Origin of the sequence: Actinomadura sp. RB99 (genome assembly GCF_014706005.1) — a bacterium.
Classification (GTDB): Bacteria; Actinomycetota; Actinomycetes; order Streptosporangiales; family Streptosporangiaceae; genus Spirillospora.
Genome location: NZ_JABMCA010000032.1, coordinates 1 through 16,464, shown reverse-complemented (window position 1 = coordinate 16,464; position 16,464 = coordinate 1). Strand labels below are relative to the sequence as shown.

Sequence of the window (16,464 nt, the reverse complement as noted above, 5' to 3'; positions counted from 1 at the left end):
GGCGCGCGGCCGCGGGCTGCTCAGAGCACCCTCGGGCGCGGACCCGCGCGGGTGGTTACTCGGCCTCGGGGTCATCAGCGAGGATCCCGTAGATGCGGCGGCGGGCGTCGTTGATGACGTCCAGCGCGCGCGCCTTCTGGGCATCGCTGCCGACTGCCATGACCTGTTTCATGGCGCCGAGGAGCTGGCCGAACGCCTCGCGCTCGCGCACGGCGTTCGCGCCCGCGGCCTCGGTGACCTCGTCCCACGGGGCGGTGGTCTGCGCCGCCGCCTGCTCGCGGCCGGTGTCGGTGAGGGAGAACAGCCGCTTGCCGCCCTCCTCCCGGCTGGTGACCAGGCCCTCGTCCTCCAGCATCTGCAGGGTCGGGTAGACCGAGCCGGGGCTCGGCCGCCAGACGCCGCCGGTGCGCTCGTCGAGTTCCTGGATCATCTCGTAGCCGTGCATCGCCCGCTCGTCGAGCAGGGCGAGCAGGGCGGCCCGCACGTTCCCGCGGCGGGTGCGCCGGCCGCGGCCGCGTCCGTGGTGGCCGGGGCCGAAGCCGGGTCCGCCCGGACCGAATCCCGGGCCGCCGGGACCCCACGGGCCGAACGGATCGCCGCGCCGCGCGCGCCCTTCGGGTCCGGGTCCGCCGGGGCCGCGCCTTCTCATCGTGTGTCCATGCATCGCGGTACTCCTTCGTGTCGTCCGATCACTCGGTCGTGACCGGTTGCGATGCATTAACGATATATCGGAATCGCTCGCGATGCAACACCCGACCTCGGCGGCGGCCCTCAGCGCAGGCGGGGCAGGAGGTCGGCGACCCTGTCGAGCTGCTCGTTGATCTCCTTGAGACCCGTCGTGCCGAGCCGCAGCACGAGATGCCGGGCGCCCCCCGCCGTGTACTCCGTCAGCCGCGCCACGACCTCGTCGGCGCCGCCCGCGGCCACGGCCTGGATCTTCCGGACCTCGTCCAGCGGCAGCCCGTAGTTCGAGACCGCGAACCGCTCCAGCGTCCGGCGCCTCGCGGCGGGGTCGTCCTCGATCAGGACGGACGCGAAGAGAGCCGGCGTGACGGCATCGTGCGCGCGCCCATGCGCCTCTGCGGCGCGCTGGAGGTCCGCTAGAGCCGCCTTGTAGTCGGCTGGGTCGGGCGGATAGGGGAGCCACCCGTCGTACATGCGCCCGGTACGGGACAGAGCCGTCGGCGTTATGCCGGCCAACCAGATCGGCGGACCGTCCTCGCGGAACGGCGCCGTCATGGTGGGCAGATCCTCGAAGTGGAGCAGCTCGCCGTGGAACGCCTTGTTCTCCGGCTCGTGCCATAGCTGTCGCCATAGCGCGACGGTCTCGTCCAACCGTGCGAAGCGCTTCTCCCAGGAGACCTCGGACGCGGCGTACATCGGCTTGCCGAACCGGCCCGGGAAACCGGCACCGACCGTCAGCGTAAGGCGGCCTTGTGAAAGCAGGTCGATCGACGCGAGCGTCTGGGCCGCCTGCACGGGGCGGCGGAGGACGGGCATCAGCGCCGCCGTCCCGAGCGTGACGCGCTCGGTCACGGACGCGGCGGCGGCCAGCATCGTCAGCGCCTCGATGCGCGACTCGGTGATGCCGTCGTTGACCCATAGGGAGTCGAACCCGAGGCGTTCCGCGCGCGCGGCGAAACCGATGAGGTCGCGCGGGTCCGCCCCGTCCCACTGGGCCTTGCCTATGGGGATGAGGACGCCGATACGGATGTCGTCGTTGTTCATGGGTCGCATCCTGCGAAGCCCTGCGAGCAGCGGCAATTCCCCGCAGGGAATGGCAGAGACGGCGATGCTGCGGCTACAACTGCTCCTGTGAGCTTCCCTCAGGCGCTACGCGAGCGCCGCCGCCACCGCCGTCTCAGCCAGCTCGAACTCGCCATCCGCGCCGGGACGACGCAGCGGCACGTCAGCTTTCTGGAGAGCGGCCGCTCCGAACCGGGACGGGCCATGGTCGTCCGGCTCGCGGAATCGCTCGAACTCCCGTTGCGCGAGCGCAACGACCTGCTCACGTCCGCCGGCTATGCGCCCGTCTACCCGCGGACGTCCCTCGACGACCCCGCGCTCGCCGCCGTCCGAACCGCGATCGAGCACGTCCTCGCCGCGCACATGCCGTACCCGGCGCTCGTGGTCGACCGGCACGGCGACCTGGTCACGGCGAACGACGCGTTCGGCGTCCTCACCGAGGGCATGGCGCCCGAGCTGCTCGAACCGCCGGTCAACGCATACCGGATCGCCCTGCACCCGGACGGCCTCGCCCCGCGCGTCGCCAACTTCGCGGACTGGGCGCGGCACGTCCTGGACGGCCTGCGCAACTCCCTCGACCGCGACCCCGACGAGCGCCTCGCCGCCCTCCACGCCGAACTGAGCGGCTACGTCGGCCCGCGCACCGACCCGCCCGGCGTGCTCGGCTTCGCCGTCCCGCTGCAGCTGCGGACCGCGGACGGCGAGATGCGGCTCATGACGACGATGACGACGTTCGCGACCGCCACCGACGTCACCGTCGCCGAGCTGCGGCTGGAGGCGTTCCTGCCGGTGGACGAGGCGACCGCCGCGCTCCTGGCGAAGCGCGCCGCCGCCCGTCCGCCCGTCACCGACCCGCCCGGCGCTGATGCGACCGCCGGGGTCAGGGGCCGGTGACCTTCAGGTTGTCGAGGATGTCCTTCGTCGCGTTGCGGTTGTCGGTCTCCTTGACCCGGATCCACAGCCCGAACTTGCCCGCCTTGTCCTTGAGGCCGACCTCGGTCACCGACGGCGTCCCGCTCTTGCAGGCGGTGAACCGCGTGATGGTCCCGGTCAGCGCCCCGTCCGGGCTGGTGTAGTTCTCCGGTGCGCCCTTGGTGCACTGCGGGTGCACGGACGCGGTCGGCGGCGGCAGCTGGCCCGCCCGCACGTCGGTGGTCAGGCCGATGAAGACGCCCGGCCCCGCGCCGTTCCCGAGGAACTGCTGCAGGTTCGGCGTCGCGCGCAGCACCGGGCGCGGCCCGGCGTCGGTCAGGTGCACGGTCGACGGCACCCACGTCTGCTCCTGCTGCCGCGGCCAGGTCTTCGGCACCGCCGTCTTGATCTTGCCGGACGCGTCCGCGACCGCGGCGAAGTCCTTCGGGACCTTCGGCGTCTTGTCCCCGTCCTTCTTCCCGCCGCCTCCGCCGCCGGAGAGCATGCCGAGGGTCAGCCCGACGACCAGCGCGAGCGCCAGCACCGCCGCGGTGATGATCAGCGGCGTGACGAACTTGCGGGGCGAGCCACCGCCGCCTCCGGTCCCGCCCGGGCCGCCCGGACGGCCCGCGCCACCGCCGGCGCCCTTGAGCTTGCCGAGCAGGCCGCCGGCCTTGTCCTGCTTCTGCCCCTGCCCGCCCGGGCCGGGAGGCGGCTGGAAGCCGGTGGGCGGCGGGCCGAACTGCCCGCCAGGTCCGCCTGGCCCCGGCGGCGGACCCATCGGCGCGCCCTGAGACGGTCCTTGGGGCGGTCCCTGCGGGGAGCCCTGGGGCGGTCCCTGCGTCGGGAAGACGGCCGTCTTGTCATCGCCGCCCTGCGGCCCCGCCGGACCCGGCGGCTGCGCCGACGGGTAGGGGGAGGGGGCCGGCCCGAACGACCTCGTCCGGTCGTCGTCGGGAGCGGTCACCGGCTCGGGACCGCCATGGGGGCCGCCGCGCCCGGCCGGCTCGTCCATGATCGTCTGGTCGCCGGCGCCCTGCACCGGTCCCGCGCCCGCCGGCAGGTGCATCTCCGACGTGCGGTCGTCGTCCTGCGGCTGGTCGAGCCGCGTGCGCAGCTCCTGCGGCGCGTTCTGCTGCGGCGACGGCTCCTGGCCGGCGGCCACGGTCTGGCCGGGCCCGGGCTGCTGGACCGGCTCCGGCGTGCGCGCCTGCCGCGCCCCGTCGTGGTAGAAGTCCTGGATCGTCGCGTCCGGCTCGATGCGCGGCGCGGGCGGCGCGTACGACGCCGCCGGACCGCCCGCCGGACCGCCGCCCGCGGCGGACGAACCGGGAGCGCCGGTGCTCGGCGCGGTCGTCGGCCGCAGCGTCGACAGCGCCTCGGCGAACGCCTCCGCCGTCGGCCACCGCTTCTCCCGCTCCACCTCCAGCGCCCGCAGCACGACCTGGTCGAACGCCGGCGACAGCCCCTCGCGCAGCTCGCTCGGCGGCGACTTCACCGGCGCCGGGCCCGGGGCCCGCCCGGTCAGCATGTGGTACGTCAGCGCGCCGAGCCCGTACACGTCGGCCCGCACGTCCAGGCCGCCGCCGAACCGCGCCTGCTCCGGCGACATGTACCCGGGGGTGCCGACCGGCAGCGTGAACGCGCCCGACGCGTGCGCCAGCGCCTTCGCCAGCCCGAGGTCGGCGATCAGCAGCTTCTCGCCGCCGTCCGGCGTCGACTGGAAGAGCACGTTCGACGGCTTCAGGTCGCGGTGGATCACGCCCAGCGTGTTGATCACCTCGACGCCGTAGGCGATCTCCTCGGCCATCGCGACCGCGTCGCTGACCGGAAGTGGCCGTTCGCGCATCCGGTCGGCGAGCGTTCCGCGGTCGGCGTACGACATCACGAAGTACGGCCGCCCGTCCGGCAGCTCTCCGATGTCGTGCACCCGCACGAGCCGCTCGGAGTCGGCGCGGCGCAGGATGCGCGCCTCCTCGAGGAAGCGATTGCGCACGTCGAGGTCGTCCAGGAGGCTCCCGGACAGGACTTTTATGGCGACTTGTGAAGCCAGCGCGTCGTCATGCCCCAGCCACACAGAGGCGAACGCCCCGGATCCCAGGACGCGATCGATTCGGTAACGGCCGACAGTAGGTGGGAAGGACACTCCCGTATCATGCCCAACAAACGGGGTGAGTGTGCGAACGAGCATTGAGGCACGGCATGGCATTCGATGAGCGGACCGAAGAGCTGGCAGTGAAGGCCGCCCAGGGTGACCAGGCTGCCCTCAACGAGCTGCTGCGCAAGATAGAACCGGACGTGCTGCGGCACGCCGCCCGGTTCCTGCCCTGCCGGCAGGACGCCGAGGAGGCGTGCCAGGACGCGTTGCTGCAGGTCGCGCGGAACATCCACCGGTTCGAGGGGCGGTCCAGGTTCAGCACCTGGCTGCACGTCGTGGTCGCGAACTCGGCCCGCTCCACCTACCGCTCGCTGAAGCGCCGGTCGGTCGAGCAGGCCGGCGAGCTGCCGCAGCAGCGCCCCGACCCGCGCCGCACCAGCGTCATCGCCGGCTCCCGCGTCGACATCCTCGACGCCATGGAGGACCTGGAGGCCCGCAAGCCGGACCTCATCCAGGCGCTCGTGCTCCGCGACGTGTCGCAGCTGGAGTACGCGGAGATCGCCGAGCAGCTGAAGCTGCCGCTCGGCACGGTGAAGTCGCGCATCCACGAGGCCCGCAAGCAGGTCCGGCAGACGCTCGGCGAGTCCTACACCTGACCGCCCGGTCGCTTCCGCTTCCGCAGGTCGGGGCCGTCAAGCATCGGTAATCGGGCGGCAACCGTGCGTTCAGTCGCCGGGTCCCGCGGGCCGTGCTCCGCCACCATGCGGTGCATGTCATCCGGCCTCGCGACCCCGTCCGAACGCCCGATCTTCGTGATCGGCTGCCCGCGTTCCGGGACGACGCTGCTGCGGCTCATGCTGCACTCGCATCCCCGCATCGCGCTCCCGATCGAGACGCGGTTCGTGCTCCCCGCCTATGCGGCGCGGGCACAGTTCGGTGACCTCGCGGACAGCAGGAACAGGCGCGCGCTCGCCGACTGGCTGACCACCCGGCCGGCCACCCGGTTCCGCGATCTCGGCCTGGACCCCCGCGCGATCACCGAGGAGATCGTCGCGGCGCCGCCGACCCTCGGGTCCGCCCTCGCCGTCGTCTTCCGCGCCTACGCGCGGCTGCACGGCAAGGTCCGCTGGGGCGACAAGCGCCCGAGCTACATCCGGCACGCCGGCGCGCTGCTGCGGATGTTCCCGGACGCCCAGTTCGTCCACCTGGTCCGCGACGGCCGGGACTGCGTCGCGTCCCTCAAGGAGATGCCCTGGTACGACCAGGACCTCAACCACGCCGTCTCCGTCTGGCGGGAGGCGATCGACACCGGCCGGCGGCTCGCCGCACGCCTCGGCCCGGACGCCTTCTACGAGCTGCAGTACGAGCGGCTCGTCGCCGACCCCGCCGACGAACTGCCCCGGCTGTGCGAGTTCCTCGGCGAGGACTACCACCCGGCGATGACGGCCCCGCAGTCCCTCGCGCAGCGCATCGTCCCGCCACAGAAGACGTGGCACGACCTCACCCGCGACGCGGTCACCTGCACCCGGGTCGGATCGTGGGCGCAGCGGCTGGACGCCTGGGAGATCAGCCTCGCCGAGGCCGCGTTCGGCGAGCGGCTCGCCGAGTACGGCTACGAGCCCAGCGGCCTGCCCAAGCCGCCCGCCGCCCGGCTCGCCCGCTTCGCGCGCACGGCGGCCCACCGCCGCATGGCGCACAGCAAGGCCGAACTCCGCGAACGCTGGCAGCGCCGCCACGAACCGAGCCCCGTCGACTGCCGCCTGGCCCCCGTCGAGCTCCCGGTGGAGGCACCGCAGGAGAAGCTCCCGAACTAGCGTCCTCGAAGGGCGTCCCTCAAGTTCTCCGCCGGGCGCGGACGCGCGTTCCGCCGCGGACGCCGTTCAGCCCAAGGCCACGAACGGTCAGCCGAAGGCCGCGACGGTCGTTCGAGGGCCGCGAACGGGTCAGTCGAGGGCCGCGAGCTGGTCGGCGAACCAGCGCTGGGGCGGGAGCGCGGTCGCCGCGGACACGAGCCGGGCGCAGCGCTCGGCCCGCTGGTCGCGGGGCATCAGCAAGCCCTGGTGCAGCGCCTCCGCGGTCTGGGACACGTCGAACGGGTTCACCACGAGCGCGTCCTCCGACAGCTCCGCCGCGGCGCCCGCCTCGCGCGACAGCACCAGCGCGCAGCCCCGCTCGGACAGGATGGGCCCCTCCTTCGCGACGAGGTTCATCCCGTCCCGGATCGGGTTCACCAGCAGCACGTCCGCGAGCCCGTACGCGGCGAGCGACCTCGGGTAGTCGTCGTTGACCTGAAGGATCAGCGGCTCCCACGTCGCGGTGCCGAACTCCTCGGTGATCTGCTTCGCCATCCGCTGCACGGCCGCCGTGTACTCCCGGTACTCGGGCAGGTCGTAACGCGACGGGTAGGCGAACGCGAGGTGCACCACGCGCCCGCGCCACTCCGGATGGTTGGTGAGCATCTCCCGGTACGCGGCCAGCCCCCGCACGATGTTCTTCGACAGCTCGGTCCGGTCGACCCGGACGATGAGCTGCCGGTCGCCCACCTGCTCGCGCAGCGCGCGCGCCCGCTCCGCCACGTCCTGCTGGGCCGCCCGCTCCCGCAGCGCCGCTCCGTCCACGCCGAGACCGTGGACGCCCACGCGCGTCGTGTGCCCCGCGCAGGTGACGGTGCGGGCGGCGCGGTCGACGCGCGCGCCGAGCACCACCTCGCAGCAGTCGAGGAACGCCGAGGCCCAGCGCTCGGTGAGGAACCCGGCGTGGTCCGCGCCGAGGATGCCCTGGAGGACCTGCGCGCCGATGTCGTCCGGCAGCAGCCGGAAGTACTCCGGCGGAGCCCACGGCGTGTGCGAGAAATGCACGATCCTCAGGTCGGGACGCCGGTCCCGCAGCATCCGCGGCGCCAGCGACAGGTGGTAGTCCTGGATCGCCGCCTTCGCGCCCGGCGCCGCGTCCCGCGCCAGCGCGTCGGCGAACGCCGCGTTGTACGCCTCGTAGGACTGCCAGTCGCGCCGCGCGCGCGCATCGAAGTGCGGGCTGCGCGGGGTGTCGTACAGCAGGTGGTGGACGAACCACAGCGTCGAGTTCGCGACCGCGTTGTACGCCCGGTGGAACGTCGCCGCCGGGATGTCGAGCATCCGGACGGCCGCGCCGCCCGTGTCGTGCCCCGCGAGGTCGATCCGCCCGTCCGGAGCGCGCCGCGCCGCCGTCCGGTCCGCCTCACCGAGGCTCGCGCACACCCACAGCACGTCCTGCCCGGACGCGACGCCGGCGAGGCCGGACACGAGCCCGCCGCCTCCCCGCCGCATCTCCAGCGCGCCGTCGTCGGACAGCGAGAACGACACGGGCCCGCGGTTCGACGCCACCACCACTTGGCTCATACGGGAAGGGTCTCAGTTGTGACGGGGGTGCTTCAAAGTGGCCCGGGGGGAACACTTCGGGGCCGTTCGACAGGCAGGCATCTGTACCGAAAGCACTGCGGTTAGGGGGATTTGCCCCGGGTACCCGGACGGAATGAGTCGGGCCGAGACGACCAAGACCGTCCTCGTCGCAGGGGCGGCGAACCTCATCCTCGCCATCGCCAAGCTGATCGCCGGGATGCTCGCCGGATCGAGCGCGATGCTCGCCGAAGGCGCGCACTCCGTAGCCGACACCCTCAACCAGGGGTTCCTGTTCACCTCGCTGCGGCGCAGCGCCCGCCCACCCGACCGCCGCCACCCGTTCGGCTACGGCAACGAGCGCTACTTCTGGTCGCTGCTCGCCGCGTTCGGCATCTTCGTCGCCGGCGGCGGCTTCTCCATCTTCGAGGGCGTCCTCACGATGAGCGGCCACGGCGGCTCCGAAGGCGACGTGTGGCTCGCCTACGGCGTCCTCGCCCTCGGCGCGGTGCTGGAGGGGACGTCCTGGGTCCGCGCGTTCACGCAGGCGCGCCGCGAGACCCGCGAGAACGGCCGCGACATCGTCGACCACGTCCGCCGGTCGCCCGACGTCACCTTCAAGGCCGCGCTGTTCGAGGACACCGCCGCCATGATCGGCCTCGCGTTCGCCGCCGCCGGGCTCGTCCTGCGGCAGCTCACCGGCTCGGAGTTCTGGGACGGCCTCGCGTCCGTCCTGATCGGCCTGCTGCTCGTCGCCGTCGCGTTCGTGCTCGGCCGCGACAGCATGGGCCTGATCATCGGCCAGGCCGCCGACCCCGCCGCGCAGCGCGAGATCCGCGCCGAGATCGCCGCGGCGCCCGGCGTCACCGGCGTCGACGAGCTGCTCACCATGCACTTCGGCCCGGACGAGCTGCTCGTCGCCGCCCGGGTCAACTTCTCCGACGCCATCAGCGCCGACCAGGCCGAGGACGTCGCCGGCGAGATCGACCGCCGGCTGAAGGAGCGCGTCCCGATCGTCCGGCACGTCTTCCTCGACCCCACCCAGCGCGCGCCCGCCCGGCCCGTCGCCGACGAGCCCGCGTGATCAAGACCACCCCCGGGGTAACGTCTCACTGGGCGGACCCACCTGTCCGCCCTCCGGTCACGTCATGTAAAGTTCGCATACGAGCTCAAAGCGCTCGATAACTGAATACCGCTCATCCAGAGGGGTGGAGGGACCGGCCCTGTGAAGCCCCGGCAACCACCCGGCTGAGGCGCACTCGCGATCCTGCGAGGCCGGCCGGGAGATGGTGCCAACTCCGGCCTGCGACCAAGGTGGCGCAGGGAAGATGGGGAGAAAGGCCTCGCCCTCATGGCACTCACGCCTGCCACTGACCTCGGACCCGCTACCGCCCTCGTCTGCCGCGAATGCGGCTCGAAGCGCGATCTCGGCCCCTTCTACGCGTGCGAGGAGTGTTTCGGCCCGCTGGAGATCGCCTACGACTTCGGCGGGATCACCCGGGCCGACATCGAGTCCGGCCCGCGCAACATCTGGCGCTACCGCGGGCTGCTGCCCGTCCCGTCGACCGTCGCCGACACCCCGAACACCGAGCCCGGCCTGACCCGGCTCGTCCGCGCCGACAACCTCGCCGAGAGCATCGGCCTGCAGCGCCTGTGGGTGAAGGACGACAGCGGCAACCCGACCCACTCCTTCAAGGACCGCGTCGTCGCGGTGGCGCTCGCCGCCGCCCGCGAGCTCGGCTTCAAGGTGCTGGCGTGCCCGTCCACCGGCAACCTCGCCAACGCGGTCGCCGCCGCCGCGGCCCGCGCCGGGATCCGCAGCGCCGTGTTCGTCCCGTCGAACCTCGAGTCCCAGAAGATCATTACGACGGCCGTGTACGGCGGGACGTTCGTCACCGTCGACGGCAACTACGACGACGTGAACCGGCTCGCGTCCGAGATCGCCGGGGAGCAGGACGACTGGGCGTTCGTCAACGTCAACGTCCGCCCGTACTACGCCGAGGGCTCCAAGACGCTCGGCTACGAGATCGCCGAGCAGCTCGGCTGGCGGCTGCCCGACCAGATCGTGGTGCCGGTCGCGTCCGGCTCCCAGCTCACCAAGATCGACAAGGCGTTCCAGGAGCTGATCAAGCTGGGCCTGGTCGAGGACAAGCCGTACCGCGTGTTCGGCGCCCAGGCCGCCGGCTGCGACCCGGTGTCCGCCGCGTTCAAGGCGGGCCACGACGTCGTCCGCCCGGTCAAGCCCGACACCATCGCCAAGTCGCTGGCCATCGGCAACCCCGCCGACGGCCCCTACGTGCTGGACGTGGCGCGCCGCACCGGCGGCGCCGTCGAGGACGTCACCGACGAGCAGGTCGTCGAGGGCATCCGGCTGCTCGCCCGCACCGAGGGCATCTTCGGCGAGACCGCCGGCGGCGTCACCGTCGGCTGCCTGCGCAAGCTCGTCGACGCCGGCACCCTCGACCCGGCCGCCGAGACCGTGATCATCAACTCCGGGGACGGGCTCAAGACGTTGGACGCCGTCGCGCCCGTCGCCAAGCCCAGCGCCAACATCGCCCCGACGCTGGAGGCGTTCCGCGCCGCCGGCCTCGCCTGAGAACGAGAAGGAGCCAGCACATGAGCAGCGTGTCCGTCCGCATCCCGACGATCCTGCGGACCTACACCGGCGGCGAGGCGGAAGTGAAGGCGGAGGGCGCGACCCTGCGCGCCGTGGTCGCCGACCTGGAGGCCAGCTACACCGGCATCGCGGCCCGCATCCTGGACGACGCCGGCAAGATCCGCCGGTTCGTCAACGTCTACGTCGGCGACGAGGACGTCCGGTTCGCCGACGGCCTCGACACCGCGACCCCCGCGGGCAGCCAGATCTCGATCATCCCCGCGGTCGCGGGCGGCTGACCGCCACCGGCCATCCGGCCGCCGTCCCCGAGCGCCGTCGCGGCCGCCGGGCGGGGTCGACTCCGATCATGCCGGGTCGACCCCGCCCGCGGCGCGGCGCCGCGGAGGCCGCGACGTCTTCGTCCACCATTCGGCGATCCGGATGGACGGCTACCGCACCCTCGAACAGGGCCGGCGCGTCGAGTTCGAGATCACCCACAGCGACCGCGGCCCCCAGACCGACGCCGTCCGCCCCCTCTGACCCGCGTGATCCGGGACTGTCCGCGCCCGGCGCCGAGAGATACGATCAAGGTCCGGTTCTCGGTACCCCGGACCACTGCCCGGCTCCAGTGATCCATGACGCAGGTGAGGTTTCATGGAGCAGTCGATGACGTGGCGGAGCGGGCCAGACGTTCCGTCCATGACCTGGCGCGGCGGGGCCGACGTCCCGTCCATGACGCTCGGGCGGATGAACGCCACTTCGCCATTTGCCTCGCTGAGGCTGAGCCATTCCGGGCTCGTCCTGACCGTCGTCCGCAAACGGTTCTTCCTGACCCCGGCCGATGTCGCCGCGGTCTATCCCTGCGTGAGATCTCCGCTCGCAAAAGGGATCGGCATCGAAGCCCGCGACGGCCAGGTACTGATCTTCTGGACCGCCGAAGGCCACGCTGTTCTCTCCGCGCTGCAAGTCGCGGGCTTCCCGATCTCATTCCAGCCGCGAAAGGCTGCCGAGGAGATTCGCGCCGCCCGCCGGCGCGTGGGCCCGATCGGATCCGCGAGACGCCGCTTCGCCCTGCGCGGCGTCTTCTTCCTGGCAGGACTCCTGTACTGCGTACTCATGAAACCTGTGCTCGCGCCGGACACCTCCTGGGCCACGGTCCTCCTCCTTCCGCTGGCGGGCATCGCCTTCTACGCCTTGCTCTCTCTCCGGCCAAAATGAGCCCGCCCTCCGCACAAGGGCATTCGTAGGACCTTAAGCCTTCCGCCGTAGCCGCTGTTCTTTCCTCACCCATTCGCTACCCTCCACAGACGGGAAGGGGAGTCTCGCGACGGCCGCTGTTGCGGCTGATAACGCCGGTTCGGTCCGCGTGCTGGAGAAGTGCGGCTCAGTCATGACAGGGCGCCGTCGTTCCTTCGCGCGGGCTCGGGAGCGAGAGATCGATGTCGTGCACGTGACACTGAGCCCAGCGCGAGGGCCCCGACCAAAGTCGCTCACGGCCTGCGGCGGCGGCGCGCCCCCGTGACCACCGGTCGCCGATTCGGAGCCCAGGCGCGCGGGGATCGACCGGCGTCTGTCAGTTGCGAGACGGTGTGGCCGCGGGCTCGTGAACACGTCCTTGCGCCTGCCCAGCTCGCTGCGCCGCTGGCGGAAGGGCCGTCCGACCCGCGGCGTGCGCGCCTGGCGCTGTAGCCGACCGGCGGCGGACGTGGTTGCTCGTGGTGGGCCCTCCATCGCCATGCTGCGGAGCACATATGCTCACTGCATCGACGGCGATGAGGACACCATGAACCGGCGCATCGACGCAGCGCCGGTGGCTCCTCCTACTCCGGTCGCGGAACGCGCGGAACGGATCGCCACCCTTGCCTCCCGCCCTCGGGCACGTGTTCCGCGGCTGTTCCGCGAATACCGGCGCACGACCGCATGCACCGGGGCACGTCGGCACATGTCCGGCGGTGAGTCGCGACCCTCCGATGCAGGTCAGGGCGAGTTCGGCGAGGTCGGCGAAGACGAGTGCGGCGAGGCTGTGCGGCGCTTGCACTCGGCAGGGTAGAGTGCTAAAAAACGGTTGGCACTCTACTGTGGAGAGTGACAGCTTCACAGTCTGGGTCGGGGCGACGAGGCCCCAGTCCGGTGGCGGAATGGCAGCCGCCGGGCACGGGGCCGTCCGTCGCGGGCGTCGGCTCGATCCTTTAAGCCACCTTGTTCCGGGAGGACTAGGAGCCTATGGCTGCAAAGATGATCGCGTTCGACGAGGAGGCCCGGCGCGGCCTCGAGCGCGGCATGAACCAGCTCGCCGACGCCGTGAAGGTGACCCTCGGTCCCAAGGGCCGCAACGTCGTGCTGGAGAAGAAGTGGGGCGCCCCCACGATCACCAACGACGGTGTGTCGATCGCCAAGGAGATCGAGCTCGAGGACGCCTGGGAGAAGATCGGCGCCGAGCTCGTCAAGGAAGTGGCGAAGAAGACCGACGACGTAGCCGGTGACGGCACGACGACGGCGACCGTGCTGGCCCAGGCGCTGGTCCGCGAGGGCCTGCGCAACGTGGCCGCCGGCGCCAACCCGATGTCGCTGAAGCGCGGCATCGAGGCCGCGGTCGAGCGGGTCAGCGAGGAGCTGTCCAAGCTGGCCAAGGACGTGGAGACCAAGGAGCAGATCGCCTCCACGGCGTCCATCTCCGCGGGCGACCCGCAGATCGGCGAGATGATCGCCGAGGCGATGGACAAGGTCGGCAAGGAAGGCGTCATCACGGTCGAGGAGAGCCAGACCTTCGGTCTGGAGCTCGAGCTGACCGAGGGCATGCGCTTCGACAAGGGCTACATCTCGCACTACTTCGTGACCGACCCCGAGCGGATGGAGGCGGTCCTCGAGGACCCGTACATCCTGATCGTTCAGGGCAAGGCGTCGGCCAACAAGGACCTGCTGCCCGTCCTCGAGGGCGTCATGCAGTCCGGCAAGCCGCTGCTGATCATCGCGGAGGACGTCGAGGGCGAGGCCCTGGCGACCCTGGTCGTCAACAAGATCCGCGGCATCTTCAAGTCCGTGGCCGTGAAGGCCCCGGGCTTCGGCGACCGCCGCAAGGCCATGCTCGGCGACATCGCCACGCTGACCGGCGGCCAGGTCATCAGCGAGGACGTGGGTCTCAAGCTGGAGAACACCACGACCGACATGCTGGGCCGCGCCCGCAAGGTCGTCATCACCAAGGACGAGACCACCATCGTGGACGGCGCCGGTGACGCCAACGAGATCGCGGGCCGGGTCAACCAGATCCGCACCGAGATCGACAACACCGACTCCGACTACGACCGCGAGAAGCTCCAGGAGCGCCTGGCCAAGCTCGCGGGCGGTGTCGCGGTCATCAAGGCCGGCGCCGCGACGGAGGTCGAGCTCAAGGAGCGCAAGCACCGCATCGAGGACGCCGTCCGCAACGCGAAGGCCGCGGTCGAGGAGGGCATCGTCCCCGGCGGTGGCGTCGCGCTGCTGCAGGCCGGCACCAAGGCGTTCGACAAGCTGGAGCTCGCGGGCGACGAGGCCACCGGTGCCAACATCGTCAAGCGCGCTCTGGAGGAGCCGCTGAAGCAGATCGCCGTGAACGCCGGCCTCGAGGGCGGCGTCGTGGTGGAGAAGGTCCGCAACCTGACCCCGGGTGAGGGCCTGAACGCCGCGTCCGGCGAGTACGTCAACATGTTCGACTCCGGGATCCTCGACCCGGCCAAGGTGACCCGGTCCGCGCTGCAGAACGCCTCGTCGATCGCCGCGCTGTTCCTGACCACCGAGGCCGTCATCGCCGAGAAGCCCGAGAAGAACCCGGCCCCGGCGGGCGGCATGCCCGACGCCGGCGGCATGGACTTCTGATCGAGCCCATGACCCGGACGATCGGGACCGGCTGACCGTACCGGCGGCCTCACGATCGTGTGGTGACCCAAGGGGCGGTTCCTTCGGGAACCGCCCCTTTCGGCGTCTTCGAAGGCGGTCTCAAGGACGCGGCCGGTTCGGGAACGTCGGGAACGCGGGGGCCGCCGCCGGCCGTTCCAACAGCGGGCGCGGTCTCCCGGCCGACAGGAGATGCTTTCCGCGCGGAACCGAACGGAGGACGGGTGTGCAGGTGAGCGGCCTCGTCCCGGCACCCGCCCGTGCGGACCGTCCCGGACGGCTTCCCCTGAGGGGCCGGTGTTGGCAGTATCGCCGCTTGGACGGCGCGTCCCGCACGCGCCACCCGACGGACTCGGCGGACGGCCCGCGCGAGCGGCCGATGAGGCAGGAGAACGCGTGAGCGAAGTGTTCAGCTCCCCGGTGCTCAAGGTGGAACAGCCGCGCAGGGGCCCGTTCGCCAAATCGCGATACCGGGTCCTCGACGGCGACGGCACGGTCCTGGCCGTCGCCGGCGAGACGGGCGAGAAGGGGCGCGCGGAGACGCTGCGGACGCTCTTCCCCGGCAAGTCCGACCTCGACGCCCACGTGGTGCTGCTGACCACCCCGAGCGGCGAGCCGCTCTTCGTGGTGGACAAGCGGCGGGGGCGCGAGCTGACGGAGGTCCACGGCTCCGAGGGCGAACTCGTCGGCTCGTTCATCACCGAGCGCGTCGGCCGCCGGTACGTCCTGCGGGACGCGGAGGGCGGCAGGCTCGGCACGATCTCGGTGGACCTGCCGCGCAACAACTTCGAGGTGATGGACACCGACGGCGGGAAGGTGGCGCACGTCCGCAAGAAGTGGGCGGGCCTCGCCACGCACCTGCTGACCACGGCGGACAAGTACGACGTCGAGATCTTCGACCCGGTCCGGGAGCCGCTGCGCACGATGGCGGTGATGACGGCGATCGTCATGGACCTGAACCTGCACGAGTCGAAGGACATCACCTGACCTGACCGGCGTCCGCACGCAGCTCCCGCTCGTACGGATGTGCGCGCGGACGTGCACGCGGACGTGTCGCGGCCTGCTCAGGTGACCGTCGCCAGCGGACGGAGCCGGCCGGGCCGACAGCACACCGTGGCCCGGCCGGGCCTTCTCGCGGGGCGTCGGCAAAGAATTTTTCTGCCGGACGGAACGACTGGAATGCCCCTTTCGGCGTGGGCGTTCCATGACAAACCTCAAGGTCAGAGGGGTGGGGTCGGGGGCGCCCGCGCCTGAGACGTCCGAACCGTCCCCGCCGGTTGCCGCGAGCCGGTTTGACGTCGACGGTCGGTGGGCATACTGTTCACTTCGCCCCACAGGGGAGCGGGACGCCGGAAGGCGGCCGGCCCGATGGGGAAACCACCACTCAGCAGCCGACGCGGCTTCGCCGTGTCAGCCGTGCGGTGATGGCATCGGTAAGGGCCGATTTTGCAAATCGCGCCGGATCTGATGAAATGGCAACACCGCCCGGAAGGGACGCGCAAGCGGACTGGAAAGGCAATCGGAAAAGCCCGGAAATTGACACTCCGAGCGGATCTGATAAAGTAAGAGCAGTCGCCCCGGGGCGGGAAACGCGAAAGCGGATCTCACACGGTGGGTGTCCGTTTCTTGAGAACTCAACAGCGTGTTAAAAGCCAGTGCCTTTATCGATCTGGCCGGTTCGGCCGGGTCGCCCCGTGCCATCTCTTCGGGGGTGGTGGGGATTTCTTTGAGGCAATACGATCCTTTCGGGGATTGTTTGCTGGGATTTTCTTCTGAGGTTTGGCTGCTTCGGGGTTCGCCCCCTGAGGTGGTCGTTGGACCTTGATGGAGAGTTTGATCCTGGCTCAGGACGAACGCTGGCGGCGTGC

At 71.3% G+C, this 16,464-nt stretch carries 14 protein-coding genes, 1 pseudogene and 1 riboswitch; of the genes and pseudogenes, 10 read left to right on the top strand and 5 right to left on the bottom strand.

Features of this window, described 5'->3' with window-relative positions:
- Window positions 1-55: 55 nt before the first annotated feature.
- Together amrb99_RS26150 and amrb99_RS26145 are read right to left on the bottom strand one after the other, a co-directional pair.
- On the bottom strand, window positions 56-664 hold the full coding sequence (locus amrb99_RS26150) for a PadR family transcriptional regulator (protein WP_190860715.1): 609 nt from the start codon (window positions 662-664) through the stop codon (window positions 56-58).
- A gap of 107 nt (window positions 665-771) precedes the next feature.
- Window positions 772-1,728, bottom strand: coding sequence for an LLM class flavin-dependent oxidoreductase (locus amrb99_RS26145; RefSeq protein ID WP_194737191.1), 957 nt, complete (start codon window positions 1,726-1,728; stop codon window positions 772-774).
- 87 nt (window positions 1,729-1,815) lie between these two features.
- On the opposite strand from amrb99_RS26145, the gene amrb99_RS26140 reads away from it, so the two are divergent.
- On the top strand, window positions 1,816-2,640 hold the full coding sequence (locus tag amrb99_RS26140) for a helix-turn-helix domain-containing protein (RefSeq protein WP_190860712.1): 825 nt from the start codon (window positions 1,816-1,818) through the stop codon (window positions 2,638-2,640).
- Here the strand turns inward: amrb99_RS26140 and amrb99_RS26135 are convergent.
- On the bottom strand, window positions 2,627-4,849 hold the full coding sequence (locus amrb99_RS26135; protein WP_194737190.1) for a serine/threonine-protein kinase: 2,223 nt from the start codon (window positions 4,847-4,849) through the stop codon (window positions 2,627-2,629). The genes amrb99_RS26140 and amrb99_RS26135 overlap by 14 nt on opposite strands.
- A gap of 11 nt (window positions 4,850-4,860) precedes the next feature.
- Here amrb99_RS26135 and amrb99_RS26130 point away from each other — a divergent pair, with 11 nt between their 5' ends.
- Together amrb99_RS26130 and amrb99_RS26125 are read left to right on the top strand one after the other, a co-directional pair.
- Window positions 4,861-5,412, top strand: coding sequence for an RNA polymerase sigma factor (locus amrb99_RS26130; RefSeq protein ID WP_151545333.1), 552 nt, complete (start codon window positions 4,861-4,863; stop codon window positions 5,410-5,412).
- Between the two features lie 114 nt (window positions 5,413-5,526).
- Window positions 5,527-6,570 (top strand): sulfotransferase, encoded by a 1,044-nt coding sequence (locus tag amrb99_RS26125; protein WP_190860708.1) that lies wholly within the window; start codon window positions 5,527-5,529, stop codon window positions 6,568-6,570.
- Window positions 6,571-6,699: 129 nt separating this feature from the next.
- Here amrb99_RS26125 and amrb99_RS26120 read toward each other — a convergent pair whose 3' ends face one another.
- Window positions 6,700-8,133, bottom strand: coding sequence for a trehalose-6-phosphate synthase (locus amrb99_RS26120; protein ID WP_190860706.1), 1,434 nt, complete (start codon window positions 8,131-8,133; stop codon window positions 6,700-6,702).
- Window positions 8,134-8,266: 133 nt separating this feature from the next.
- Between amrb99_RS26120 and amrb99_RS26115 the strand changes: the two genes are divergently transcribed.
- The 7 genes and pseudogenes from amrb99_RS26115 (at window position 8,267) to amrb99_RS26085 (ending at window position 15,583) form a co-directional block, all read left to right on the top strand.
- Entirely contained in the window at window positions 8,267-9,214 is a 948-nt protein-coding gene (locus amrb99_RS26115; RefSeq protein WP_190860704.1) for a cation diffusion facilitator family transporter, read from the top strand.
- 109 nt (window positions 9,215-9,323) lie between these two features.
- Window positions 9,324-9,465, top strand: a riboswitch (SAM riboswitch).
- Between the two features lie 16 nt (window positions 9,466-9,481).
- Window positions 9,482-10,726 (top strand): threonine synthase, encoded by a 1,245-nt coding sequence (gene thrC, locus amrb99_RS26110; protein ID WP_190860702.1) that lies wholly within the window; start codon window positions 9,482-9,484, stop codon window positions 10,724-10,726.
- 20 nt (window positions 10,727-10,746) lie between these two features.
- The gene (locus amrb99_RS26105; RefSeq protein WP_190860700.1) at window positions 10,747-11,025 is read left to right on the top strand and encodes a MoaD/ThiS family protein; all 279 of its coding nucleotides are present in this window, start codon (window positions 10,747-10,749) and stop codon (window positions 11,023-11,025) included.
- A 103-nt stretch (window positions 11,026-11,128) separates the two neighbouring features.
- Window positions 11,129-11,266 (top strand): annotated as a pseudogene (locus amrb99_RS26100) (cold shock domain-containing protein); the annotation flags it as partial.
- A 114-nt stretch (window positions 11,267-11,380) separates the two neighbouring features.
- Window positions 11,381-11,944 (top strand): hypothetical protein, encoded by a 564-nt coding sequence (locus tag amrb99_RS26095; protein WP_190860698.1) that lies wholly within the window; start codon window positions 11,381-11,383, stop codon window positions 11,942-11,944.
- 1,005 nt (window positions 11,945-12,949) lie between these two features.
- Window positions 12,950-14,578 (top strand): chaperonin GroEL, encoded by a 1,629-nt coding sequence (gene groL, locus amrb99_RS26090; protein ID WP_190860696.1) that lies wholly within the window; start codon window positions 12,950-12,952, stop codon window positions 14,576-14,578.
- Between the two features lie 414 nt (window positions 14,579-14,992).
- Window positions 14,993-15,583, top strand: coding sequence for a phospholipid scramblase-related protein (locus amrb99_RS26085; protein WP_190860694.1), 591 nt, complete (start codon window positions 14,993-14,995; stop codon window positions 15,581-15,583).
- A 423-nt stretch (window positions 15,584-16,006) separates the two neighbouring features.
- Here amrb99_RS26085 and amrb99_RS50190 read toward each other — a convergent pair.
- Window positions 16,007-16,464, bottom strand: a 458-nt coding sequence (locus amrb99_RS50190) for a hypothetical protein (protein WP_206700106.1), incomplete at its 5' end; no start/stop codon positions are given.